This is a genomic window from Flavobacterium sp. ACN2, assembly GCF_002303885.1.
GTDB lineage: Bacteria > Bacteroidota > Bacteroidia > Flavobacteriales > Flavobacteriaceae > Flavobacterium.
Genome location: NZ_MRCM01000014.1, coordinates 76,528 through 99,790, shown reverse-complemented (window position 1 = coordinate 99,790; position 23,263 = coordinate 76,528). Strand labels below are relative to the sequence as shown.

Below are 23,263 nucleotides of genomic sequence, written 5' to 3'. Positions count from 1 at the left end.
ATTAATATTGAATCTTAAAATCATGAAAAAGTCACTTGTTTTTTTATTGCTAAGCTGCATTCAATTTGTTAATAGTCAAGAATTAGCATTAGTTAAGAAAAATTCCAAAATTGGATATATCTCTAAAGATGGATCTTTTAAAATCGAACCTCAATACAAATCTGCCAGAAGTTTTTCTGAAGGCTTAGCCGCAGTAGAAAATGGCGGAAAATGGGGGTTTATCGACGCAAAAGGAAGCTGGATAATTCCAGCCGATTTTAAAGATGCCAAAGATTTTAACAGCGGAATCGCAGTTGTACAAAAAGACAAAGACTGGGTTTATATTAATACAAAAGGAGAAATTCAAAAAGGACCAACTACAGACAAAGTATTTGATTTTAATGATGGCGTTGCTTTCTTTAGACAAAATAATAAAGTGGGGTTAATCAACAACAAAATGACTGTTGTTTTAGAACCAAAATACGATCAAATCAAACCTTTTGAAAATGGTTACGCCAGAGTTGAGCTGAACAAAAACTGGGGAATTATTGATACTAACGGAAAAGAACTAGTTGAACCTGTTTATGCCGAAGTTGGAAATTATTTTAAAGGAACAACTTGGGCAAGAAAAGATAAAACTTTCGGATTGGTAAACGGCGGAAAATTTATTCCGGTTGATGGAGCCGAAAAAATCTGGGATTTTGAAACTTATGATTTGACGTTTGCTAAAAAGAATGGAAAAATTGGTTATATCGATTTAAAAGGAAATTGGGCCATTCTTCCTATTTATGACAAAGGGAAAGCGTTCTCAAAAAATTTAGCTCCTGTTTTAGTTGGAAAAAAATGGGGATTCATTAATCCAGAAGGAAAATTTGTTATTGAACCAACTTACAGCGATGCAGAAGTTTTTAGCACAAACGGTCTGGCTCCTGTAAAAGAAAGTAATTGGGGATTTATCAATGAATCTGGAAAATTGGTTATCCCAACTCAATACGGTATCACTGCAAATGCCATAATTGCAATGTTTGTACAACAGGACAAAGGATTTATTGATGGCGTTGCCCGAGTAAAAAACGAAGGAAAATGGGGATTTCTTAAACCAGACGGAACCGTTTTAGCTAACCAATGGTTTGAAAACGCTGAATTGTTTTCTAAAAGCGCTGAAAAACCTCAGCCAGCTGCAGCTCCTATTTCTGCCGAAAAACCAAAACAAGAGACTAAGCCAGCAGCGAAACCAGCTGCAAAATCAGCACCTAAAAAAAAGAAATAATATTTATCTCCAAATAAATTAGACATTTGCATAAATGAAATCGCATTTTATAAAGCGGTTTCATTTTATGACGAATAAAAATAAACCCTACATAAATGAAGTGTGTATTAGTAACAGGCGGTTCAAGAGGAATTGGAAGTGCGATTTGTAAAAAACTGGCCGTAGAATCCGATTATCATATTCTGATTAATTATCATTCGAATAAAACAGCTGCCGAAGAGACATTACAAGAAGTACAAAAATTAGGCGCGACAGGAGAAATCTTAGGTTTTGATGTTTCTAATTTTGAAAACGTACAAAATGTTTTAACTGCTTGGCAGGAAGCAAATCCTGAAAAATTGGTTGAAGCAATTGTAAACAATGCCGGAATCACAAAAGATGGTCTTTTTATGTGGATGACACCAGAAGACTGGAATGGCGTTATGAATACAAGCGTAAACGGTTTCTTTAATGTTACACAATTTTTTATTCAAAAAATGCTACGCAATAAATATGGCCGAATCGTAAATATGGTTTCGGTTTCTGGAGTAAAAGGTACTGCAGGACAAACCAATTATTCGGCTGCAAAAGGTGCAATTGTAGCGGCAACCAAAGCTCTGGCTCAGGAAGTTGCAAAACGAAATATTACTGTAAATGCTGTCGCTCCAGGTTTTATTAGAACTGACATGACAAGCGATTTAGACGAAAAAGAATTATTAAAACTAATTCCGGTAAATCGTTTTGGCGAAGCCGAAGAAGTTGCAGATTTGGTAAGCTTTTTGATTTCTAAAAAAGCAAGCTATATTACAGGAGAAATTATCAATATTAACGGCGGAATATATTCTTAAAGAATACTATGTTTGCGAAGTTTATTTTTAAGTTTTTTACTTAACAAAAAAAATGCTCGCAAAGTCGCAGAGTCGCAAAGTTTTATTAAAAAAAGACTTTAAAAAATAACCTTTGCGACTCTGCGCCTTTGCGAGATTAAAAAATAAAAACTTTGTGCCTTTGTTTTAAAAATTACACTTTAAGGATAAAAAATTACTTTTGAAAGACGATGAATAGACGAGTTGTAATTACTGGAATGGGAATTTATTCTTGTATCGGAACTTCTTTAGACGAAGTAAAAGATTCGTTATACGAAGGAAAATCTGGTATTCAGTTTGATTCTGAACGTAAAGAATTTGGTTTCCAGTCGGCCTTAACAGGGATGGTTCCGAAAGCCGATCTTAAAAATTTATTGACGCGCAGACAACGTATGAGCATCGGTGAAGAAACCGAATATGCTTATATGGCAACTATAGAAGCATTAAAAAATGCAAACATTGATGATGCTTTTTTTGATGAACACGAAGTAGGTATTATGTACGGAAACGACAGCGTTTCTAAAGCAATCATTGACGCAACAGATATTGTTCGCGAGAAAAAAGACACCGCTCTTATTGGTTCTGGTGCTATTTTCAAATCGATGAATTCTACTGTAACGATGAATCTTTCTACGATTTTTAAACTGCGCGGCATCAATCTTACCGTTAGTGCGGCTTGTGCCAGCGGATCTCACTCTATTGGTTTGGCTTATTTTTTAATCAAAAGCGGTTTCCAAGATATTGTTATAACTGGCGGAGCACAGGAAATCAACAAATACGCCATGAGCAGTTTTGACGGTTTAGGTGTTTTTTCTAACCGAGAAGGGGATCCTACAAAAGCTTCAAGACCTTTTGATACTGGCCGCGACGGATTAATCCCAAGTGGTGGTGGTGCAACTTTAATTTTAGAAAGTTACGAATCTGCCATTGCACGTGGTGCCAATATTATTGCAGAAATTGGCGGTTACGGATTTTCATCAAACGGCGGGCATATTTCTACTCCAAACGTTGAAGGACCAGCCACAGCAATGAAACGTGCACTTGACGATGCAAAATTAGAAGCTTCAGATATTGAATATATAAATGCTCACGCAACCTCAACACCTGTTGGAGATGCTAATGAAGCCAAAGCCATTTTTGAAGTTTTTGGAGAAAAAAATCCTCCTGTAAGTTCTACAAAATCTATGACTGGCCACGAATGCTGGATGGCAGGAGCCAGCGAAATCATTTATTCTATCCTAATGATGCAGCACGATTTTATCGCGCCAAACATCAATTTGGAAACTCCAGATGAAGATGCGTCAAAATTAAATTTAGTTAAAACTACGTTAAACAAAAAATTTGACATATTTTTGTCCAATTCTTTCGGTTTCGGAGGAACCAACTCTGCGTTGGTGGTTAAAAAGTTTAAATTGAACAATGAATAAAGAAGAGATTATAGCAAAAATTAATGGTTTTTTAGTTGATGAATTTGAAGTAGACAATGACGACATTGAACCAAATGCTAATTTGAAAGATACACTTGGGTTAGACAGTCTGGATTATGTTGATTTAGTCGTTTCAATAGAGGCAAACTTTGGTGTAAAACTAGTAGAAGCAGATTTTGTTGGAATTTCTGATTTTCAAAGTTTTTATGACTTAATCGAAACTAAAATAAAAGCCAAATCAGCTTAAATGAGTCAATGGGATGGTAAATCCAAAGGAACTGTATTAGGTTATAAAATATTCGTTTTTTTAATTCAAAAAGCGGGTGTCAAAGCGGCTTATGTCTTACTTTATTTTGTTGCGTCTTATTATTTTTTATTTCTAAGAAAAAGCAACAAAGCCATTTTCTATTATTTTAAAGAAAGACTGCAATACTCCTATTTCAAATCCAAAAAAATGGTTTTCAAAAGCTATTATACTTTTGGACAGACTATTATTGATAAAGTTTCCATTTCGGCAGGAATGCGAAACAAATTTACTTATGAATTTGATGGAATAGAAACACTAAAAAAATTACTTGCCGAGAAAAAAGGCGGTGTTTTAATTAGTGCCCATGTCGGAAATTTTGAAATTGCCGAACATTTTTTGGGAGATATTGATCTTAATTTCCAAATCAATTTGGTTACAACAGATTTAGAGCATTCTGCCATTAAAAATTATCTCGAAAGCGTTTCTCAAAAACCAACTGTAAAATTTATTATCATCAAAGAAGATTTATCTCATATATTTGAGATCAATGCCGCTTTGGCCAATAATGAACTAATCTGCTTTACAGGCGATCGTTATTTTGAAGGAACAAAATCGCTTTCTGAAAACCTTTTGGGCAAAGAAGCCAATTTCCCTGCTGGCCCGTTTTTAATTGCTTCACGATTAAAAGTTCCTGTGGTTTTTGTTTATGTAATGAAAGAACCCAATCTTCATTATCATTTGTACGCAAGAGAGGCCGAAGTCAAACACCGAGACGAAAAAGCACTTTTGAAGGAATATGTAAAAAGTGTTGAAAGCATTCTGCACACATATCCTTTGCAATGGTTCAATTATTTTGATTTTTGGAACGATATAAAATCCTAGGTTTTACTGCGATATTTTTCCGCCACAAATTCACGAATTTTCACTAATCATTTGGAACGAAATTTTAGTTGTGAATTTCACCAATTTAATTAATCTGTTTTTCGTAAAATCATAACTTTTGCACGAATGATAATTCGTGAAATAAATGTCATTCATAATTTAAACAAAATCAATCATCACTGCAGTATTTTAAATAATTCGTGAATTCGGGGCTAATAAAAAACCATTGGTCGAAATAAGAAAATTCGTTTAAATAAATTTACTTATTTTTGCTGACCACCAAAGCCGAAAAACCTAAAATGAAAAATGTTCTCGTAATTTATTATACGCAATCTGGACAGCTGGAATCTATTGCAAAAAATATTGCAAAACCATTTCTAAATTCAGAAGAAATAAATCTCACATTTCATGAAATACAATTAGAGAAACCGTTTCCTTTTCCTTGGAACAAAGAATCGTTTTTTGATGCCTTTCCAGAATCGTTTTTACAGATTCCGACCGCATTAAAACCTGTTCCTGAGGAAATTTTAAACACAAAATTTGATTTAGTATTATTTCATTATCAGGTTTGGTATCTATCTCCTTCTATTCCAATCAATTCATTTTTGAAAAGTGAAGATGCCAAGAAAATTTTAAACAATACTCCTGTTATTACGATCAGCGGTTCAAGAAACATGTGGATTATGGCTCAGGAAAAAATCAAAGTTTTGCTAAGAAAGGCCAATGCCAATTTGGTTGGAAACGTAGCTTTGGTAGACCGTGTTGGAAATTTAATAAGTGTAATCACCATTGTAGAATGGATGTTCTCTGGAGTTAAGAAAAAATATTTAGGTATTTTTCCGCTTCCTGGAGTTTCAGAAAAAGACATACAAGAATCGAGTCAGTTTGGAGAAATCATGCTGGATTCTTTACAGCAAAATAATTTAGCGCAATTACAGCCCAAATTAGTCCATGCTGGCGCTGTAAAAATAAGTTCGTATTTGGTAACGGTTGATAAAACGGCCAACAAAATTTTTAATAAATGGTCAAATATCATTTATAAAAATCAAAAAAACCGAAAACAGCTGCTTAAAGTATTTAATGTTTATTTATTCCTTGCGATATGGTTAATCTCACCAATAGTGTATATATTGCACCTTATTACCTATCCGCTTAAGTTAAAATCTATAAAAAAGGAAACTCAATATTATCAGGGAGTTTAGAAGACGAAATTTAAATTATGTTTGAAGTATATATTACAAAAGCTGCAAAATATTTGCCAAACGAAGCCGTTTCAAATGACGAAATGGAAGCCTACTTGGGCCTTATCAATGATACTGCTTCTAAAGCAAGACGCATTATTTTGCGCAACAATAAAATTACAAGCCGATATTACGCTGTTGACAAAGAAGGAAAAAGCACACACAGCAATGCCGAATTAACCAAAAATGCCATTTTACCGTTATTCGACGAAAATTTTACGCCTCAAGATTTAGAAGTACTTTCATGTGGAACCTCGACTCCAGACATATTTCTGCCTTCGCACGCTGCGATGGTTCATGGTCTGCTAAAAAATAAATCGGTAGAATTAAACTCTTCAACAGGAGTTTGCTGTGCCGGAATGAACTCTCTTAAATTTGGTTTTCTTTCTATTAAATCTGGAAATTCAAAAAACGCAATCTGCACAGGATCAGAAAAAGTTTCTACCTGGCTAAATGCTCAAAAATACAATCACGAGGCCGATAATTTAAAAAGCCTTGAAGAACAGCCAATTATTGCATTCAAAAAAGATTTTCTTCGTTGGATGCTGTCAGATGGTGCTGGAGCTTTTCTTTTGGAAAATAAACCAAGAGGACCAATTTCGCTAAAAATCGAATGGATGGAAGCTTTTTCGTATGCGTACGAATTAGAAACCTGCATGTATGCCGGAGGTGATAAATTGGAAAATGGTGAAATTAAAGGCTGGAGCGATTATTCGCCAGAACAATGGCTGAACGAATCTGTTTTTTCAATAAAACAAGACGTTAAATTATTAGACGAATTTATCTTGGCAAAAGGTGCTCAAAGCATGAAAGACGCCATGGATAAAAACAATATTAAATCGGAAGATATTACTTATTTTATTCCTCATGTTTCTTCAAACTTTTTTGTTGAAGGGTTGAAAAAAGGATTAAACGAAAAAGGTATCGGAATGAGCGATGATAAATGGTTCATGAATCTTTCTCGAGTTGGAAATGTTGGCTCTGCCTCTATTTACTTGGCTCTTGAAGAATTGATGAGTTCAGGGAATTTGAAAAAAGGAGATAAAATTTTATTATCTGTTCCAGAAAGCGGAAGATTCTCTTTTGCGTATGCCTATTTAACGGTTTGTTAATGGAAACAATGCTTTTAGAAAAAGAAATGGTCGAAAATTTACTGCCTCAAAAGTTTCCTTTTGTGATGGTAGACGCTATGCATTCTTATTCTGAAACTTCATTGGTTTCGGGTTTAGAAATTCAGCGCGAAAATATTTTTGTATCAAACGATATTTTTCTTGAAGCTGGATTAATAGAACATATGGCACAGTCTGTAGCATTGCATACGGGATATCAATATTTCTTGAAAAGCGAAATTGCTCCAACGGGCTATATTGGTTCTATTAAAGAAATTGAAATTAAGAAACTTCCAAAGCTGAGCGATACTATTCAATCTGAAGTTACGATTCTGCAGGAATTTGCCGGAATTACTTTAGTGGATATTGTTACGACTTTAAATAATGAAGAGATTGCCAGAGGACAAATGAAAACCGTTTTGGCAAAATAAAAACAATCGATGAAAACTACTTCTGCTGTTGACATACAAAACTATTTACCACACCGAGCACCGATGCTTATGGTGGATTTGATTTTGGATATAGATGCCAACTTTGTAGAAACCATATTTTTGATAAAAGAAGACAATATTTTTATTCAGAATAATGTTTTTATCGAAGCGGGATTAATCGAAAATACGGCACAGACTTGTTCTGCAATCGTTGGAAAAAAATACTTTTTTGACGACAACGGAATCGAGAATGAAAACGTAAATGTAATTGGATTTATCAGCGCTTTAAAAAGTGTCAAAATTCATGCTCTGCCAAAAGTTGGCGACACCATTATAACTAAAGCCGATTTGGTTTCTAAATTTACTGGTGAGGATTATACTTTATGCACAATGAAATGCAAAAGCTTAGTAGAAGACCAGATTCTCTTAGAATGCGAAATTAATTTGTTCATTCAAAAAACAATCTCGGTTGGATAATCCAAAAAAAATCATTTTACATTTAGTTATCAGGATTGTCATTTTAATCTTATTAACAGTATTAGTTTTTTTATTTTGGTATCTAACAACCGATCGTCATAAACACTGTCATGGAGATGATCACAAACATTTTGATACTGGTTTGGGCTTTTTTATTATGCTCTTTATGGTAATACAAATCTTTTATCTCGGATTAGTTGTAGAAATGATTTATTTATTTGTAAAGAGAAAAAGCAATCTGGCTTTCGTAAATTTTGGATTTTTAATAATTAGTATATGTATAGTTTTCTATTATATGTTTCTAATAAATTAAATTAGTAATATGGAAAAAGATCAAGTACCTCAGGATCAAAGCAACTTAACTAAGAACAACGTAAAAGAGCTTTTGTACGCAACTGATGAAAACGGCAATTATACCACAACATTAAGTACGGGCTGGGAACCGAAAACAATTGCCCTTTCAAATTCTATTGATGAAATAAACGAGCGTATTGCCGATGCCAAACAACAGGTTTTAAACGGCGAAGCAAGTCCGATTGTGTATTTTATGGAAGTCAATAAAATGGATCTTAACATATTATCAAGTTATGTGGGATTTTGGAAATGGCGCGTAAAAAGACATTTTAAACCAAGTGTTTTTGCCAAACTAAACGATAAAATCCTGAAAAAATATGCTGATACTTTTGGAGTATCAATCGAAGAATTAAAAAACAGCATTACCAAATAAATGGAATTAACTTTCACACATCATCAGTCTGCTCATTGCGAGAATGGAGTAGCGTCAAATCTGCTAAAAAATAGCGGACTAAACATTAGTGAACCGATGGTTTTTGGTATTGGCTCTGGATTATTCTTTGTTTATCTGCCTTTTATAAAAGTGAATCATGCACCAGCAATTAGTTATAGAACTTTGCCAGGACAGATTTTCAATAAAGTTGCCACTCGTTTAAATTTAAAAATAAAAAGACAAAAATTTTCCTCTATTTCAAGTGCCAATAAAGCTTTAGACGAAAATTTAAAAAATAATATTCCAACAGGATTACAAGTTGGCGTTTACAATTTAAGTTATTTCCCAGACGAATATCGTTTTCATTTCAACGCGCACAATTTAGTTGTTTACGGAAAAACCGAAACCGAATATTTAGTGAGCGATCCAGTAATGGAAACCGTTACGACTTTAACTTACGAAGACATGAATAAAGTCCGTTTTGCCAAAGGAGCTTTTGCACCTCGCGGACAAATGTACTATCCGATTCAGATTCCAAAAGAAGTCGATTTAAAAAGCGCCATTATTAAAGGAATCAAAAATACGTGTCGAGATATGCTAGCGCCAATGCCAATTGTTGGTGTTCGCGGCATCAAAATGGTTTCTCGCCAGATTCGTAAATGGCCTAAAAAACATGGCGTTAGAAAAGCCAATCATTACCTGGCGCAAATGGTTCGTATGCAAGAAGAAATTGGAACCGGCGGCGGTGGTTTCCGTTTTATTTATGCCGCATTTTTGCAGGAAGCTTCAGTTATTTTAGCTAACGAAGAACTGAAAGAACTTTCTAAAGAAATGACACAAATTGGAGATTCATGGCGTGATTTTGCTGTTGAAGCTTCAAGAATTTACAAAAACAGAAGTGCTAAAGAAGACGCCTACAACACTATTGCCGATGAACTTTTGGACATTGCCAATAGAGAAGAAATCTTTTTCAAAAAACTAAAAAAAGCGATCAGCTAAAATCATATTTTGCAATCTATCATTCAAATAGAATCCCTTTCGAAAAAGTACAAAAATGCAGAAATGTATTCTTTGAACAACGTTTCGCTAAATATAAATGAAGGTCAGATTTTTGGTTTACTTGGCCCAAACGGTGCCGGAAAAACAACCTTAATCTCGATGCTCTGCGGATTGGTAAAACCAACTTCTGGACATTTTACAATTGATGGTTTAGACTATCAGCACCACGCTTCAAAAATTAAAAAAATCATAGGCGTTGTTCCACAAGAATATGCTTTGTATCCGACTTTGACCGCCAGAGAAAATCTGCTCTATTTTGGAAGTATGTACGGTTTAAAAGGTTCTGATTTAAAAGATAAAGTAATCGAAACTCTGGATCTTTTAGGTTTATTGAAATTTGCCGATAAACAAGTTCAGACTTTCTCAGGCGGAATGAAACGTCGTGTCAATCTGATTGCAGGAATTCTTCATAATCCGAAAGTTTTGTTTTTGGATGAACCAACAGTTGGTGTCGACGTGCATTCTAAAACTGCCATTATTGATTATTTGAAAGTGTTGAACCAAAACGGAACAACTATTATTTATACCTCGCATCATTTGGCTGAAGCCGAAGATTTCTGTTCGCAAATCGCGATTTTAGATCAAGGACAGATTTACGCACAAGCAACTCCCTCGGCATTAATTGAATCTACAAAAGACGCTCGAAATCTCGAAGATGTTTTTATTTCATTAACTGGTAAAGCGTTGAGAGATGATATATAAAATTTGGATGTCGGTAGTAAAAGAATTCCTTTTGCTAAAAAGAGATTTGGGCGGATTGATTATTTTATTTATCATGCCTTTGGTTCTGGTAATTGCTGTAACCTTAATTCAAGACAGCACTTTTAAAGCCGTAACCGATTCTAAACTTCAGATTCTTTTGGTCGATCAAGACAAAGGATCTGTTTCTAAAACCGTTTTTGAAAATTTAGAAAAAAGCAAATATTTTACCGTTGTAACCCAACTTGACAATAAACCGATTACCGAAGAAATTGCCAAAGAAAATGTGTACAAAGGAAAATTTCAACTGGCAATTGTAATTCCAGAAAACCTAAGTTCTGATTTGCAGGAAAAAGTAAATCAGAATGTAGAAAAAATCGTCAGCAATTTAGGCTTGACTGACAGCACTTCAGCTGCCGAACCTCAGCGCGTTATTAAAGAAAAAGAAGTAAAACTGTATTTCGATCCAGCGGTACAAATGAGTTTCAAAAATGCCGTAATGAGTTCGATAGACAAAATGATTTCGCAGATTGAAACCAAATCGATTTACAGCACTTTTCAAAAACAGTTAGGAGAAGAAACAATCGATTTTGAGCAAAAAAACTTTATTACTTTCAAAGAAATAATTCCGAGAATCAACAACAAAGAAGTTCGTCCGAATTCCGTTCAACACAACGTTCCAGCTTGGACTCTTTTTGCGATCTTTTTTATCGTGATTCCGTTATCTATCAATATTGTAAAAGAAAAATCACAAGGAACTTTTGTTCGATTAAGAACCAATCCGGTTTCTAATCTGGTTGTGATTATTGGAAAAACCATCACCTACTCGATCATTTGTATGATTCAGTTTTACATGATGGTTGCCGTTGCCGTATTCTTATTCCCGTCCATCGGATTGCCTTCTTTAAATATTGAAGGTCATTTCTTGCTGACAAGTGTTGTGGCATTATTTTCAGGTTTTGCAGCAATCGGGTTCGGAATTTTGTTAGGAACTGTCGCAAGCACACAAGAACAATCTGCTCCTTTTGGCGCTACAAGTGTGATCATTTTAGCAGCAATTGGCGGTGTTTGGGTTCCTGTTTTTGCTATGCCAAAAATCATGCAATATATCGCAAAATCATCTCCAATGAACTGGGGATTAGAGGCTTTTTACGATGTATTGCTTAGAAACGTTTCTTTCGTTGAAATCATACCAAGAATAAGTTTATTATTTTTGTTTTTCATTATTACCACTTCCATCGCATTATTTTATGATAAAAAGAAAAGAGCAGTTTAAAGAAGCTACAGATCTAACCGTTTCGCACGAAATTAGGATTCGTTTTAACGAAACAGATCCGCTTGGAATTGTTTGGCACGGCAATTATATCACGTATTTTGAAGATGGACGCGAAGCATTTGGACGCCAACACGGACTTACTTATCTGGATATTGCCAAAACGGGTTATACCACGCCAATTGTAAAATCGACTTGTGAACATAAATTGTCTTTGCGTTATGGAGATGTGGTAACGATAGAAACAACAGTTGTTGACACTCCAGCCGCGAAAATGATTTACCGCTTTAAAATAATTGATGACAAAGGAGAAGTGGCGTGCACAGGCGAAACCACTCAGGTTTTTTTAGATGCAGCAGGAAATTTGATGTTGACCAATCCTCCTTTTTATGAGGATTGGAAACGAAAAGTTGGATTATTGAAATAAAATATTTTAACCAAAACATTATGAAACTAGCCTTCAAATTTATTTCCTTAATCTTACTTCTGTGTTTGATTAGCTGTAACAAAAACAACGTTGAAGATTCAACATTATATTATGGCAACAACAATTATTACATTCCTGCTTTAATAATAAACACAGACAAAGTTTTAGATAATGCAGAAATAGAAAAACTGATAAAAGGATATTACAAAGATGATCGCAGAATAGAAGGCAAAATTAAGGCCATATTAAAATACGACGAGAAGCCTTATAAAATTGTATATAGTGATAAAAAAATACTAGAAGGAAATATCGAAATTAATATTTTAAACTTTGATCAAGTCAAAAAAGAATTTGATGAGAAAATTGCAAAATTTAAATCTAAAAAAAGTTCGACTTCTTTAAAGGATCATAATGTTTATGGATATTATTTTAATCTTGGCAGCTGCGCACATTTGTCATATATAGATGATTTATACATTATTTCAAAAGATAAAAAGGAAACTTATTTTTTAACTTCTATATACAAAAATGAAGTATCAAGAAGTGATACCATTATTAGAAAGGGAAATAACTTTGAAAAAAATTATTTAGTTTGGCATGGGTTTGATGAACCCCAAACAAAATCAAAAGAAATTTTATACGAAACTAAAGATAAAGATATTATAGCGAAAGACCTTAATTATATGAGTGAAAGCGAGGAAAAATATGTTTATTTTTATTTTAAACTTGATAAATGATAAGAGAAATATACATTACAGAAACGAATTGTATCACGCCTTTAGGTTTTGATGTTGAATCTAATATCAGCGCCATTCTTCGTGGTGATTCTGGAATTCAGCTTCATAGTGATGTTTCTCTTATGCCGAATCCGTTTTATGCTTCGATTATTTCTGAGGAAAAAATAAACAGTGCTTTTTCAAAAATCAGCACTGAGACAAAATATTCCCGTTTAGAGAAAATGATGATTTTGGCTTTGGAGCCCATTATCAAAAATTCAAACATCGAATTAAATTCAAAAACCGCTTTTATACTTTCTACCACAAAAGGAAATGTAACCGCTCTAGCAAATGATTCTGAAGAAAGTTTTAACAATGCACATTTAGATGTTTTAGCTAAAAACGTTGCCGATTTCTTTGGGTTTCAAACACAACCAATTGTAGTTTCAAATGCTTGCGTTTCTGGAATTTTGGCGGTTTCTGTTGCCAAAAGAATGATTCAATCAGAACTTTATGACAACATTTTTGTGGTCGCTGGCGACGAAGTTTCAGAATTTGTTTTATCTGGTTTTAATGCATTTCAGGCAATGAGCGACCAACCTTGTAAACCGTATTCTAAAAACAGAACCGGCGTAAGTTTAGGCGAAGCGACAGCAGCAGTTTTAATTTCGGCGGAAGCTAAAAAAGCTAAAATAAAAGTTATCGGAGACAGTTCGATAAACGATGCGAATCATATTTCGGGTCCTTCAAGAACGGGTGAAGGTTTGTTCAGAAGTATTCAGAATGCTTTAAAAGAAGCACAAATTGAGGCGAACAAATTAGATTATATCTCAGCCCACGGAACCGCAACGCCTTATAACGACGAAATGGAAGCGATTGCTCTAACTCGTTTAGATTTACAAAATGTTCCCGTTAATAGTTTAAAAGGATTTTACGGTCATACACTTGGCGCTTCGGGATTATTGGAAACGGTAATTGCGATAGAATCTGCTAATCAAAATAAACTTTTTGAATCGAAAGGTTTTGATGAAATTGGAGTTAGTGAAGCTATCAATGTTATTGAGAAAAATGAAGAAAAGAAAATTGAATATTTCCTGAAAACGGCTTCTGGATTTGGAGGTTGTAATACGGCTGTGGTTTTTGAGAAAGTGAAATAATATGAAACTATCAAAACTCATATTTATAACTCTAGTTCTTCTTTCAACTTTTGGATGTAAGAAGAAAGAAGTGCCTGAATCTGAATTTGAAAAAGAGGTTTTAAATAGTGTTTTTGTCGAAATTGTAGATTCTATTTATATGGATCGAAGAATGATGCTTGGACCACCACCTCCATTATTTAGTTCTAAAACAAATAAAATAGATACCACAGGACATGCTGCAGAATTAAAGAAATATTTACAGTATAAAGACAGCATAAAAAACATTAAAAAAAGAATCTTATTAGGCGTATATGATCGTGTTGGAAAGATTAGTTCTTTCGAAACAGAAATGATTTCTAAAGAAGTTAATCTTTCAAACTTTACTTATGACACTTTAAAAGAAGGCGAAGAATTTAAATTTGATTTAAAACCTTTTAAGAATAATAAAAAGTTTCGTTTTGAAAATACTTCCAAATATCTTCATGAAAAAGAATGGAACTTAAATGATAAAAGTAATTCTTTGATACCTGTTGGAACTATTTTTATATCTAGAATTCAATTTGACAAAACAAAAAAATCAGGAATTTTATCAGCTGGTGCTTCATGTGGTGGTGGAAAATGCGGAAGAGGTTTTCTTGTTTTAATTGAAAATAAGGCAGGGAAATGGAAAGTAAATAAAATTATTCATCTTTGGGATTCATAACTTGAATTCGTTATTAAAAAATGACTCAATACAAAACCTACATACAATCCTATATCACCATTCAAAACAACGAAATTGTTTTGAACGGAGCTTCTGTATTCAAAATTGAACCAACAGATTTTGCTGATTTCTCCAAACAAGCCTATCGTAATTTTGAAATGCAATATCCAAAGTTTTTCAAGATGGACGCTTTGAGTAAACTGGCTTTTTTAGGATCAGAATTGCTTTTGAGTCCGATAACTTCGGCTGAGCAAGAAAACAATATTGCTTTGGTTTTAGCCAATAAATCCTCCAGTTTAGATACCGATGTAAAATATCAGGAATCGATTTCAGACAAAGAAAACTATTTTCCAAGTCCGGCGGTTTTTGTTTACACGCTGCCAAATATTTGTCTGGGCGAAATAAGTATCCGCCATCAGCTTAAAAGTGAGAATTCTTTCTTTATATTTGATGCTTTCAATTCAGAGTTTTTGTGGAACTATTCGGAGATTTTGTTAAACACAAATAAAGCTGATTCTGTTTTGTGTGGCTGGGTAGAATTTTTTAATGACAATTATAAAGCTTTTCTTTGCCTTATCAACAAGGAAGAAAACGAGAAATATACAAACGAAACTATCAATACATTATATAATAAATAATCATGGAAGCATTAAAAGAAGAATTAAAAAATAAAATCATTACTACTTTAAACCTTGAAGATATCACAATCGCAGACATTGCTGATAACGATCCTTTGTTTGGAGACGGTTTAGGTTTAGACTCGATTGATGCACTTGAATTGATCGTGATTTTAGATAAAGATTACGGAATTAAATTAGTAGATCCGAAAGAAGGGAAATCTATTTTCCAGTCTATCGAAACTATGGCGGCGTATATCAGCGCAAATAGAACTAAATAGATTTCAGATTTTAGACTTTAGATTTTAGATTCCATCCTGAATCTAAAATTTTAAATGTTTAAAAATCCGTCAACTTTGTCAAAGTTTAAAACTTTGACAAAGTTCTAAGAATCTAAAATCATAAATCTAAAATCTAAAATGGCAAGAGGTGTTGCAATAACGGGAATGGGAATTATCTCTGCGATTGGTAATTCGGTTGAGGAAAATTATATTTCGCTGACCGAAAACAAAATCGGTATTTCTCGTATTCAAAATATTTCGACTGTTCACGCAGATGTTATCAAAGTTGGTGAGATCAAAAAAACCAACGAAGATCTTGTTGATGAACTGAAATTAAATGAGAATAATAATTTCTCCAGAACCGCTATGATTGGCACTTTGGCAGCGAAACAAGCTGTTGAAAATGCCAGCATTACCGATATAAATGAATTTAGAACGGGACTTATTTCGGCGACAAGTGTGGGCGGAATGGACATGACGGAAAGACATTATTACGATTATTTCGAAAAACCAGAATTGATCAAGTACATTACTTGCCACGATGGCGGCGATGTTGCCGAAAAAATTGCTGAAGAATTAGGTTTAAAAGGAATGGTAACGACCATTAGTACGGCTTGTTCTTCTGCAGCCAATTCGATTATGTTGGGCGCAAGATTAATCAAAACGGGAAAACTAGATCGAGTAATTGTGGGCGGAGCCGATGCTTTGGCAAAATTCACCATCAACGGATTTAAGACTCTTATGATTTTATCTGACGATTATAACAAACCTTTTGACAACACTAGAAAAGGATTAAATCTTGGAGAAGCGGCGGCATTTTTAGTTTTAGAATCGGATGAAATTGTTGAAAAGCAAAACAAAAAAGTCCTGGCAAGAGTTTCTGGTTATGGAAATGCCAACGACGCTTTTCACCAAACCGCTTCTTCAGAAAATGGAGAAGGCGCTTATTTGGCCATGAAAAAAGCGTTTGAAGTTTCGGGTTTAAAACCTTCTGAAATTGATTACATCAATGTTCATGGGACAGCAACACCAAACAACGATTTATCTGAAGGAAGAGCTTTGCTCCGAATTTATGAAAACGAAAAAGTTCCAGATTTCAGTTCTACAAAACCTTTTACCGGACATACTTTAGCAGCGGCGGCAGCAATTGAAGCTGTTTACAGTGTTTTGGCAATTCAGAATAATGTGGTTTACCCAAATTTGAATTTTGAAGTTCCGATGGAAGAATTTGACTTGAAACCACAGACTTCATTAAAAAATAAAAACATCGAACATGTTTTATCTAACTCTTTTGGTTTTGGAGGAAACTGTTCAACTCTTATATTTTCAAAAAGCTAATGACAAAAAAAACATATATAAATGGAGTAGGCTGTATTTCGACTCAAAAAACATTTGATACTGTTTTTTTGGAAGAAGCTGTTGTGAATCATGACGAAAATGTACTGGCAATTGTTCCGCCAGCATACAAAGAATATATTTCGCCTGCTGCCAGCCGACGTATGGCAAAAGGTGTAAAAAACGGAATCGTAGCTTCGGCATTAGCCATGAAAGATGCTAATATTGAAAATGTCGATGCGATTATTACCGGAACTGGTTTAGGCTGTATCGAAGATTCTGAAAAATTCCTGAAAAGTATTTTAGATAATAACGAAGAGTTTTTAACTCCGACTTCTTTCATTCAGTCTACTCACAATACAGTTGGAGCGCAGATTGCACTTTTACAGCAATGTAAAGGTTATAATTTTACTTACGTGAATGGCGCGGTCTCTTTTGAGTCGGCTCTTATTGATGCCAAAATGCAGATTGAAGAAGCAGAAGTCAATTCAATTTTAGTGGGCGGTGTTGACGAAAATGGCGATTACACTACTTCTCTTTTTAAACTAAACGGTCGCATTAAAGCAGATGATACTGCTCCCTATGACGTTTTAAATTCTACAACGAGCGGTGCTGTGTATGGTGAAGGTGCCAATTTTTTTGTTTTAGAAAACGAAAGAAAAGAAAACACTTATGCCGAACTTCTAGATGTTTCTATTGTAAATACGCTGGAAGAAAATGAAGTTGAAGCAGCAGTTATTTCGTTCTTAAAATCCAATCATTTACAAATTTCAGATGTAGATGCTCTTGTTTTAGGTTTTGACGGAAATGCTGATTTTGAGAATTATTATAGAAATCTTGCCGAAAATTCGTTTGCTCAAACTCCTATTTTATATTACAAACATTTGAGCGGAGAATACGATACGGCTTCGGCTTTTGCTTTTTGGATGGCTTCTAAAATTTTGAAAACTCAGGAAATTCCTGAAATTACAAAAGTAAATGATGTTGAAAAATCAGAGTACAAAACGATTTTATTATACAATCAATTAAACGGAAAAAACCATAGTTTTACGCTGCTGTCAAAATGATAACGCACAAAAACATATCGCTGTTTTTTATCTTTTTATTGCTTTTATTGTTTCTCCTGAATCTGTATAACGCAATTCATTTTCTGTGGTTTATTGTTATAATTCTCGTTTGGATCGGAATAAATGCTTTTGGATCTGCACGAATTTCTTCCAATTATCATGTAAAAGCTTTTTGCAGTAATCCGTTAGAAATCGAAAAAAAAATTGCACTCACTTTTGATGATGGTCCAAGTATTTACACTTTGGAAGTTTTGGAACTTTTGAAAAAATACAATGCTAAAGCGACTTTTTTCTGCATTGGAAACAACATCGAAACGCATCCTGAAATTCTCCAGAAAGTAATTGACGATGGTCATTTAGTTGGAAATCATTCTTATTCACATTCTAAGTTTTTTGATTTTTATAATGCTAAAAAAATAACCGAAGAACTTCAGAAAACAGACGCGCTTCTGGAAAAATTCACTTCCAAAAAAATAAACTTCTTTCGTCCGCCCTATGGAGTTACGACACCTTCGATTAGAAGAGCTTTAGAAGTAACCGGACATAAAACAATAGGCTGGAATATTCGTTCGCTTGACGGAGGAACCCAAAATCAGGAATTAATTTTCAATCGGTTAATTCAACATATTTCTCCCGGTGGAATTGTACTTTTGCATGATACAGGCAAACATTCGGTTTTGGTACTGGAACAGTTTTTGCAATTTTTACAGCAAAATAATTATCAAGTCATTTCGATCGAAGAACTTTTGAATCTTAAAGCTTATGCAAACTAAAATATATCTTTTCTTATTTTTAATTATCAGCGGTTTCCATTTATCGGCGCAGGAACAAAAAATGACCGATGCCGAAATTGCTTCTTTTAAACAAGACGTAAATGTGGTGGCCAAAAAAATCAAGACTTTGACTACTGATTTTGTTCAGTATAAACATTTAGATTTTTTATCAAAAGACATTGAAACTTCAGGAAAAATGGTTTTTAAAGAACCTGCTTTACTTCAATGGCAATATAAAAAACCGTACAACTACAGCATCACTTTCAAGAACGGAAAAATCCTGATTAACGATGAAGGAAAGAAAAGCGCGGTTGATATTGGAAACAGTAAAATCTTTGCCCGAATTAATAAATTGATTGTGGGAAGCGTAAGCGGCAATATGTTTGACGATAAAGAATTTACGATTTCGTATTTTAAATTGAAAGGTCAGAATCTGGCGAAATTTATTCCGAAAGATGCGACACTTAAAAAATACATCAAACAAATTGAATTGACTTTTGACAAAGAGGAATCGACTGTTGTTCAGGTAAAATTGTTAGAATCATCTGAAGATTATACCCGAATTGTACTTAAAAATAAAGTGATCAATGCAAAAATCGACGATTCAGTATTTACTAATTAATTGCTTTCTGGCAATTGTATTAATTTCTTGTGGCTCAGTCACAAAAAATTATACGTCCAAAAAATTAGACAAAACGTCTTATACAGTTCCGTATTTTTCAGACTCAAAAACCGATTATGTTTATAAAACCAACATTAGTGTTTACGGAAATGAATTGTCTGGAATTTTTATTGCCAAGAAAATAAATGACACCACACACCGAATTGTTTTTACAACCGAATTCGGAAACAAATTAATGGATTTCGAAATTTCAGAAACCGATTTTAAAGTCAATTCGATTGTGTCTGAATTGGATCGAAAAATATTGATCAATACTTTAAAAGAAGATTTCCGATTGCTTTTAAAGAAAGAATATTCGATTCAGGAACAATTCGAAAACGAATCGGATGACATTTACAAATCGGCAGATGGCAAACGCGACAATTACATTTTTATCTCCAAAAAAGATCAGAAATTAGAAAAGATCGTCCATGCTTCTCAAACAAAAGAAAAATTTACACTGCTTTTCAGTTCAGAAAACAATATTTTTGCCGAAAGGATTCAGATAATCCATCAGAATATAAAATTGAAAATCGAACTGAATTATTTCAAATCAGAATAAAAACTTAAACTAATCCTAAACTTAAACCAAGCCCAAAATGAGAAAATTTGTTTTAATTGCATTTGTTTTATTAATCGGAATACAAGCAGAAGCTCAAGTAAAAGTTAGTCCAGGACTAAGAGGTGGTTTGAATGTATCAACATTAACGAATATTGATGATAATAGCTCTAAAACTGATTTCTATGTTGGTGGATTGGTAAATATTAAATTCAATAAATTTTTCTCGGTTCAACCAGAGATAAATTATTCTAGACAAGGTGATGAAGGAAGATATTTTGAAAACGGCCGTTATTATTCTGAAAAGTATGAGTTGAATTATATAACACTGGGAGCGGTTGCAAAATTTAACTTTGGAGGTGGAGGTTTTCATCTATTGGCAGGACCATCATTAGATTTAAAAGTTAGTGATAATTATATAAATACTAACCCTGAAGATTTTGATCTTGCATTTGTTGGAGGTCTTGGTTATACTTTGCCAAATGGTTTAACTTTTGAAGCTCGACTTAAACAAGGATTAATTGATATTTATGGTTATAACGGATATGATTATGACAATAATGGATATTACTATAATGATGTAATCTTAAATCAAGTTTTCCAAATCGGAATTAGTTATACGTTTAAAACAAAATAAAAATGAATAAAAGAATATTCTTCTTTATTGCTGTTTTTTTCTCGCTTTTAAATATACAAGCGCAAGTATCAGTTAAACCAGGTTTAAGAGCTGGATTTAGTTTTTCTACTATTTCTGAAATGCACGCCGATTATAAAACTGATTTTTATGCTGGTGGTTTTACAGAAATTAAGATAACAAGAATTTATTCCCTTCAGCCTGAAATTAATTACAGCAGACAAGGTTCTAATAATGTTGCGCGAAATTATTTTGATGAAAATACACAGACCAATAAAGTAGAACATTTAGATCTGGACATCAACTATTTGTCTCTTTCTATGATAAATAAGTTTACGCTGCCACAAGGAATTCAGTTTCAAGCAGGACCAACATTAGATATTTTATTGAATGATAATCTTGCGGTTAGAAAAGCACAAAATGATCTTGGTTTGGTTTTAGGAGTTGCTTATGCCCTGCCTTCAGGTTTGACATTTGAAGCTCGATTTAAAAAAGGACTGCTGGATGTTTTAAGCAGCGATTATTATCAAAATGACTCCAATAACCATTATTTATTTGGAGATTATAACACAAATATTAATTTTCAGTTAGGGGTTTCCTATTCATTTGGAAAATAAAAAATATGATTTTACAAGATTTTTATAAAATACTATCAGAAGAAAAAATATCTGATTCAAAATATACGATTACAATTTTAGTCAACGAAAAACATGAGGTTTTTAAAGGGCATTTTCCTGGAAATCCAATTATGCCTGGTGTTTGTATGATTCAGATTATCAAAGAACTTACAGAATCTATTACCAAAAGTTCGCTGATGATCCAGTCTTTGGCAAATGTAAAATTCATGGCGCTGATTAATCCAGAGGTTACTCCAGAATTGCGATTGGAATTGGATGTTACAACAACTGAAGACGGTTTGGTAAAAGTAAAAAACACGACTTACTTTAACGACACAACTGCTCTTAAATTGAGCAATGTGTACAAAAAAATATAAATTATGAAACTATTACTGACCTTATTTTTATGGGTAGGTTTTGCTGGAACGCCAGATTTGGCTTCGATCCGCAAAATGTATTCTGATGTGGCAAAATCAGAAACCAACGCCAAAGAGTTTGTAGCCAAACTTGCAGGTGTTTCAAGCAATGATGATAAAATTTTAGTGGCTTATAAAGCGGCTTCTATTTTATTGGAATCTAAATTTGAAAAGAAATTAAGCCAGAAAATGGAACGTTTTAAAGAAGGCGCAAAATTGCTTGAAGCCACCATAAAAAGCGACCCAAGCAATATCGAAATGCGAATGATTAGACTTAGTGTTCAGGAAGATGTTCCTGGAATTACAGGCTACAAGAAAAACATTAAAGAAGATAAAAAATTCATAACCACGTATTATGCATCACAAGGTGCGGCTTTGAAAGATTATCTTAAAGACTTTGTTTTACAATCTAAAAGTTTCTCCGAAAAAGAGAAGCAATTTGTAAAGTAAGCTCAATAACACCTCATGAAATCACAGCAAGAATTACTTAGTTCGACCAACTTTTGCGTTATTGTGCCTACGTACAATAATCAGAAAACGCTGAAAAAAGTATTGGATTCTATTTTAGATTTCACCACAAATGTCATTATTGTCAATGACGGCTCAACTGATTCTACGAGCGAAATTCTAAAATCATATTCACAGCTTACTCAAATTCACCATCCTCAAAATTTAGGAAAGGGACGAGCGCTAAGAAACGGATTTAGAAAAGCGCTTGAATTGAATTTTGAATATGCCATAACAATCGATTCTGACGGACAGCATTTTGCAGCAGATATTCCTGTTTTCTTGGAAGCAATTCCAGATGAGCCAAACGCTCTCTTGATTGGAAGCCGAAATATGACACAGGAAAATGTTCCGAAGAAAAGCAGTTTTGGCAACAAGTTTTCTAATTTTTGGTTCAAGTTTGAAACAGGAATTAGACTAGACGACACACAATCTGGCTTTAGATTGTATCCGCTTCGATTACTGCCAAAACGTTTTTATACCAATAAATTTGAATTTGAAATCGAAGTTATCGTGCGAGCAGCGTGGAAAGGAATTACAGTAAAAAATATTCCGATTCAGGTTTTATACGATCCTGCAGAAAGAGTTTCGCATTTCCGTCCGTTTCAAGATTTTACCCGAATCAGTATTTTGAATACGGTTTTGGTTACCAATGCTTTGCTGTACATAAAACCGAGAGATTTTTTTAGAAGAGCTAAAAAAAAAGGTTTTAAAAAATTCTTTCTAGAAGATATTTTAGAAAGCAACGATTCTAATTTTAAAAAATCGGCCGCCATTGCTTTAGGTATTTTTATCGGACTTTCGCCTTTTTGGGGATTTCAGACTATATTGCTTTTCACTTTTGCGGCCTTGTTCCGACTCAACAAAGTCATTGCTTATCTTACTTCAAATGTAAGTTTTCCGCCTTTTATTCCGTTTATTATTTTTGCTTCGCTACAAGTGGGGAGTGTTTTTGTGTCCAGCGATGCGCCACTGGTTTTGGATAGCTCGATTACGCTCGATGATATTCAAAAAAATGCTACGCAATATATCGTAGGAAGTCTTATTTTAGCAACCGTTTCAGCACTATCAGTTGGTCTCATAAGTTATTTGCTTTTAACGGCTTTTAGTTCTAAAAACAAACCGAATATTTAAGTTAAGTTTGC

General features: G+C 33.8%; 29 protein-coding genes. All 29 read left to right on the top strand.

Going from position 1 to position 23,263, the window contains the following annotated elements; translation table 11 throughout:
* Positions 1-22: 22 nt before the first annotated feature.
* The 29 genes from BSF41_RS16760 to BSF41_RS16615 all read left to right on the top strand — a co-directional run bounded on the left by BSF41_RS16760 (position 23) and on the right by BSF41_RS16615 (position 23,252).
* A complete protein-coding gene (locus tag BSF41_RS16760) occupies positions 23-1,249 on the top strand; it encodes a WG repeat-containing protein (protein ID WP_095930652.1) in 1,227 nt (408 codons plus the stop codon).
* Positions 1,250-1,344: 95 nt separating this feature from the next.
* Positions 1,345-2,076, top strand: coding sequence for a 3-oxoacyl-ACP reductase FabG (fabG, locus tag BSF41_RS16755; protein ID WP_095930651.1), 732 nt, complete (start codon positions 1,345-1,347; stop codon positions 2,074-2,076).
* Between the two features lie 209 nt (positions 2,077-2,285).
* The gene (locus BSF41_RS16750; protein WP_095930650.1) at positions 2,286-3,521 is read left to right on the top strand and encodes a beta-ketoacyl synthase; all 1,236 of its coding nucleotides are present in this window, start codon (positions 2,286-2,288) and stop codon (positions 3,519-3,521) included.
* Positions 3,514-3,768: an acyl carrier protein gene (locus BSF41_RS16745; protein ID WP_008465907.1), complete on the top strand. Its 255-nt coding sequence runs from the start codon at positions 3,514-3,516 to the stop codon at positions 3,766-3,768. The genes BSF41_RS16750 and BSF41_RS16745 overlap by 8 nt, the downstream gene beginning before the upstream one ends.
* Entirely contained in the window at positions 3,769-4,650 is an 882-nt protein-coding gene (locus BSF41_RS16740; protein WP_095930649.1) for a lipid A biosynthesis acyltransferase, read from the top strand.
* 299 nt (positions 4,651-4,949) lie between these two features.
* Positions 4,950-5,852, top strand: a complete 903-nt coding sequence (locus tag BSF41_RS16735) for a hypothetical protein (protein WP_095930648.1) — start codon at positions 4,950-4,952, stop codon at positions 5,850-5,852.
* Between the two features lie 17 nt (positions 5,853-5,869).
* Positions 5,870-7,003, top strand: a complete 1,134-nt coding sequence (locus BSF41_RS16730) for a beta-ketoacyl-ACP synthase III (protein ID WP_095930647.1) — start codon at positions 5,870-5,872, stop codon at positions 7,001-7,003.
* On the top strand, positions 7,003-7,431 hold the full coding sequence (locus BSF41_RS16725; protein ID WP_095930646.1) for a hypothetical protein: 429 nt from the start codon (positions 7,003-7,005) through the stop codon (positions 7,429-7,431). Before BSF41_RS16730 ends, BSF41_RS16725 begins: the two co-directional genes overlap by 1 nt.
* 9 nt (positions 7,432-7,440) lie before the next feature.
* Positions 7,441-7,908: an ABC transporter permease gene (locus tag BSF41_RS16720; RefSeq protein ID WP_095930645.1), complete on the top strand. Its 468-nt coding sequence runs from the start codon at positions 7,441-7,443 to the stop codon at positions 7,906-7,908.
* 322 nt (positions 7,909-8,230) lie between these two features.
* Complete coding sequence (locus BSF41_RS16710) at positions 8,231-8,635, top strand: hypothetical protein (protein ID WP_095930643.1); 405 nt, start codon at positions 8,231-8,233, stop codon at positions 8,633-8,635.
* The gene (locus tag BSF41_RS16705) at positions 8,636-9,634 is read left to right on the top strand and encodes a BtrH N-terminal domain-containing protein (RefSeq protein ID WP_095930642.1); all 999 of its coding nucleotides are present in this window, start codon (positions 8,636-8,638) and stop codon (positions 9,632-9,634) included.
* Between the two features lie 63 nt (positions 9,635-9,697).
* Positions 9,698-10,396 carry an ABC transporter ATP-binding protein gene (locus BSF41_RS16700; protein ID WP_008465897.1) on the top strand — a complete coding sequence of 233 codons (699 nt, stop codon included), beginning with the start codon at positions 9,698-9,700 and terminating at the stop codon, positions 10,394-10,396.
* Positions 10,386-11,669 carry an ABC transporter permease gene (locus BSF41_RS16695; protein WP_172426930.1) on the top strand — a complete coding sequence of 428 codons (1,284 nt, stop codon included), beginning with the start codon at positions 10,386-10,388 and terminating at the stop codon, positions 11,667-11,669. Before BSF41_RS16700 ends, BSF41_RS16695 begins: the two co-directional genes overlap by 11 nt.
* Positions 11,644-12,093: a thioesterase family protein gene (locus BSF41_RS16690; protein ID WP_095930641.1), complete on the top strand. Its 450-nt coding sequence runs from the start codon at positions 11,644-11,646 to the stop codon at positions 12,091-12,093. The genes BSF41_RS16695 and BSF41_RS16690 overlap by 26 nt, the downstream gene beginning before the upstream one ends.
* Positions 12,094-12,113: 20 nt before the next feature.
* Complete coding sequence (locus BSF41_RS16685; RefSeq protein WP_141248158.1) at positions 12,114-12,830, top strand: hypothetical protein; 717 nt, start codon at positions 12,114-12,116, stop codon at positions 12,828-12,830.
* The gene (locus BSF41_RS16680) at positions 12,827-13,966 is read left to right on the top strand and encodes a beta-ketoacyl synthase (protein ID WP_095930639.1); all 1,140 of its coding nucleotides are present in this window, start codon (positions 12,827-12,829) and stop codon (positions 13,964-13,966) included. Before BSF41_RS16685 ends, BSF41_RS16680 begins: the two co-directional genes overlap by 4 nt.
* A 1-nt stretch (position 13,967) precedes the next feature.
* The gene (locus BSF41_RS16675; RefSeq protein WP_095930638.1) at positions 13,968-14,651 is read left to right on the top strand and encodes a hypothetical protein; all 684 of its coding nucleotides are present in this window, start codon (positions 13,968-13,970) and stop codon (positions 14,649-14,651) included.
* A 20-nt stretch (positions 14,652-14,671) separates the two neighbouring features.
* Positions 14,672-15,289 carry a 3-oxoacyl-ACP synthase gene (locus BSF41_RS16670; RefSeq protein ID WP_095930637.1) on the top strand — a complete coding sequence of 206 codons (618 nt, stop codon included), beginning with the start codon at positions 14,672-14,674 and terminating at the stop codon, positions 15,287-15,289.
* A 2-nt stretch (positions 15,290-15,291) separates the two neighbouring features.
* Positions 15,292-15,549, top strand: a complete 258-nt coding sequence (locus BSF41_RS16665) for a phosphopantetheine-binding protein (RefSeq protein ID WP_095930636.1) — start codon at positions 15,292-15,294, stop codon at positions 15,547-15,549.
* 138 nt (positions 15,550-15,687) lie between these two features.
* Positions 15,688-16,887 (top strand): beta-ketoacyl-[acyl-carrier-protein] synthase family protein, encoded by a 1,200-nt coding sequence (locus BSF41_RS16660; protein ID WP_095930635.1) that lies wholly within the window; start codon positions 15,688-15,690, stop codon positions 16,885-16,887.
* On the top strand, positions 16,887-17,951 hold the full coding sequence (locus BSF41_RS16655; RefSeq protein WP_095930634.1) for a beta-ketoacyl synthase N-terminal-like domain-containing protein: 1,065 nt from the start codon (positions 16,887-16,889) through the stop codon (positions 17,949-17,951). Before BSF41_RS16660 ends, BSF41_RS16655 begins: the two co-directional genes overlap by 1 nt.
* Entirely contained in the window at positions 17,948-18,724 is a 777-nt protein-coding gene (locus BSF41_RS16650) for a polysaccharide deacetylase family protein (RefSeq protein WP_095930633.1), read from the top strand. The genes BSF41_RS16655 and BSF41_RS16650 overlap by 4 nt, the downstream gene beginning before the upstream one ends.
* Positions 18,714-19,346, top strand: a complete 633-nt coding sequence (locus BSF41_RS16645) for an outer membrane lipoprotein carrier protein LolA (RefSeq protein ID WP_095930632.1) — start codon at positions 18,714-18,716, stop codon at positions 19,344-19,346. Before BSF41_RS16650 ends, BSF41_RS16645 begins: the two co-directional genes overlap by 11 nt.
* Entirely contained in the window at positions 19,312-19,947 is a 636-nt protein-coding gene (locus BSF41_RS16640) for a hypothetical protein (protein ID WP_095930631.1), read from the top strand. The genes BSF41_RS16645 and BSF41_RS16640 overlap by 35 nt, the downstream gene beginning before the upstream one ends.
* 37 nt (positions 19,948-19,984) lie before the next feature.
* Positions 19,985-20,581 carry a porin family protein gene (locus BSF41_RS16635; protein ID WP_095930630.1) on the top strand — a complete coding sequence of 199 codons (597 nt, stop codon included), beginning with the start codon at positions 19,985-19,987 and terminating at the stop codon, positions 20,579-20,581.
* A gap of 2 nt (positions 20,582-20,583) precedes the next feature.
* A complete protein-coding gene (locus BSF41_RS16630) occupies positions 20,584-21,195 on the top strand; it encodes an outer membrane beta-barrel protein (protein ID WP_095930629.1) in 612 nt (203 codons plus the stop codon).
* Between the two features lie 5 nt (positions 21,196-21,200).
* The gene (locus BSF41_RS16625) at positions 21,201-21,572 is read left to right on the top strand and encodes a 3-hydroxyacyl-ACP dehydratase (RefSeq protein ID WP_095930628.1); all 372 of its coding nucleotides are present in this window, start codon (positions 21,201-21,203) and stop codon (positions 21,570-21,572) included.
* Positions 21,573-21,575: 3 nt separating this feature from the next.
* Positions 21,576-22,061: a hypothetical protein gene (locus tag BSF41_RS16620; RefSeq protein ID WP_095930627.1), complete on the top strand. Its 486-nt coding sequence runs from the start codon at positions 21,576-21,578 to the stop codon at positions 22,059-22,061.
* A 15-nt stretch (positions 22,062-22,076) separates the two neighbouring features.
* Positions 22,077-23,252 carry a DUF2062 domain-containing protein gene (locus BSF41_RS16615; protein ID WP_095930626.1) on the top strand — a complete coding sequence of 392 codons (1,176 nt, stop codon included), beginning with the start codon at positions 22,077-22,079 and terminating at the stop codon, positions 23,250-23,252.
* The last annotated feature ends 11 nt before the right edge of the window (positions 23,253-23,263 follow it).

Coding starts and splice junctions, on each gene's coding strand:
- BSF41_RS16760 (WP_095930652.1), top strand. CDS start 23: ATGAAAAAGTCACTTGTTTTTTTATTGCTAAGCTGCATTCAATTTGTT.
- fabG (WP_095930651.1), top strand. CDS start 1,345: ATGAAGTGTGTATTAGTAACAGGCGGTTCAAGAGGAATTGGAAGTGCG.
- BSF41_RS16750 (WP_095930650.1), top strand. CDS start 2,286: ATGAATAGACGAGTTGTAATTACTGGAATGGGAATTTATTCTTGTATC.
- BSF41_RS16745 (WP_008465907.1), top strand. CDS start 3,514: ATGAATAAAGAAGAGATTATAGCAAAAATTAATGGTTTTTTAGTTGAT.
- BSF41_RS16740 (WP_095930649.1), top strand. CDS start 3,769: ATGAGTCAATGGGATGGTAAATCCAAAGGAACTGTATTAGGTTATAAA.
- BSF41_RS16735 (WP_095930648.1), top strand. CDS start 4,950: ATGAAAAATGTTCTCGTAATTTATTATACGCAATCTGGACAGCTGGAA.
- BSF41_RS16730 (WP_095930647.1), top strand. CDS start 5,870: ATGTTTGAAGTATATATTACAAAAGCTGCAAAATATTTGCCAAACGAA.
- BSF41_RS16725 (WP_095930646.1), top strand. CDS start 7,003: ATGGAAACAATGCTTTTAGAAAAAGAAATGGTCGAAAATTTACTGCCT.
- BSF41_RS16720 (WP_095930645.1), top strand. CDS start 7,441: ATGAAAACTACTTCTGCTGTTGACATACAAAACTATTTACCACACCGA.
- BSF41_RS16710 (WP_095930643.1), top strand. CDS start 8,231: ATGGAAAAAGATCAAGTACCTCAGGATCAAAGCAACTTAACTAAGAAC.
- BSF41_RS16705 (WP_095930642.1), top strand. CDS start 8,636: ATGGAATTAACTTTCACACATCATCAGTCTGCTCATTGCGAGAATGGA.
- BSF41_RS16700 (WP_008465897.1), top strand. CDS start 9,698: ATGTATTCTTTGAACAACGTTTCGCTAAATATAAATGAAGGTCAGATT.
- BSF41_RS16695 (WP_172426930.1), top strand. CDS start 10,386: ATGATATATAAAATTTGGATGTCGGTAGTAAAAGAATTCCTTTTGCTA.
- BSF41_RS16690 (WP_095930641.1), top strand. CDS start 11,644: ATGATAAAAAGAAAAGAGCAGTTTAAAGAAGCTACAGATCTAACCGTT.
- BSF41_RS16685 (WP_141248158.1), top strand. CDS start 12,114: ATGAAACTAGCCTTCAAATTTATTTCCTTAATCTTACTTCTGTGTTTG.
- BSF41_RS16680 (WP_095930639.1), top strand. CDS start 12,827: ATGATAAGAGAAATATACATTACAGAAACGAATTGTATCACGCCTTTA.
- BSF41_RS16675 (WP_095930638.1), top strand. CDS start 13,968: ATGAAACTATCAAAACTCATATTTATAACTCTAGTTCTTCTTTCAACT.
- BSF41_RS16670 (WP_095930637.1), top strand. CDS start 14,672: ATGACTCAATACAAAACCTACATACAATCCTATATCACCATTCAAAAC.
- BSF41_RS16665 (WP_095930636.1), top strand. CDS start 15,292: ATGGAAGCATTAAAAGAAGAATTAAAAAATAAAATCATTACTACTTTA.
- BSF41_RS16660 (WP_095930635.1), top strand. CDS start 15,688: ATGGCAAGAGGTGTTGCAATAACGGGAATGGGAATTATCTCTGCGATT.
- BSF41_RS16655 (WP_095930634.1), top strand. CDS start 16,887: ATGACAAAAAAAACATATATAAATGGAGTAGGCTGTATTTCGACTCAA.
- BSF41_RS16650 (WP_095930633.1), top strand. CDS start 17,948: ATGATAACGCACAAAAACATATCGCTGTTTTTTATCTTTTTATTGCTT.
- BSF41_RS16645 (WP_095930632.1), top strand. CDS start 18,714: ATGCAAACTAAAATATATCTTTTCTTATTTTTAATTATCAGCGGTTTC.
- BSF41_RS16640 (WP_095930631.1), top strand. CDS start 19,312: ATGCAAAAATCGACGATTCAGTATTTACTAATTAATTGCTTTCTGGCA.
- BSF41_RS16635 (WP_095930630.1), top strand. CDS start 19,985: ATGAGAAAATTTGTTTTAATTGCATTTGTTTTATTAATCGGAATACAA.
- BSF41_RS16630 (WP_095930629.1), top strand. CDS start 20,584: ATGAATAAAAGAATATTCTTCTTTATTGCTGTTTTTTTCTCGCTTTTA.
- BSF41_RS16625 (WP_095930628.1), top strand. CDS start 21,201: ATGATTTTACAAGATTTTTATAAAATACTATCAGAAGAAAAAATATCT.
- BSF41_RS16620 (WP_095930627.1), top strand. CDS start 21,576: ATGAAACTATTACTGACCTTATTTTTATGGGTAGGTTTTGCTGGAACG.
- BSF41_RS16615 (WP_095930626.1), top strand. CDS start 22,077: ATGAAATCACAGCAAGAATTACTTAGTTCGACCAACTTTTGCGTTATT.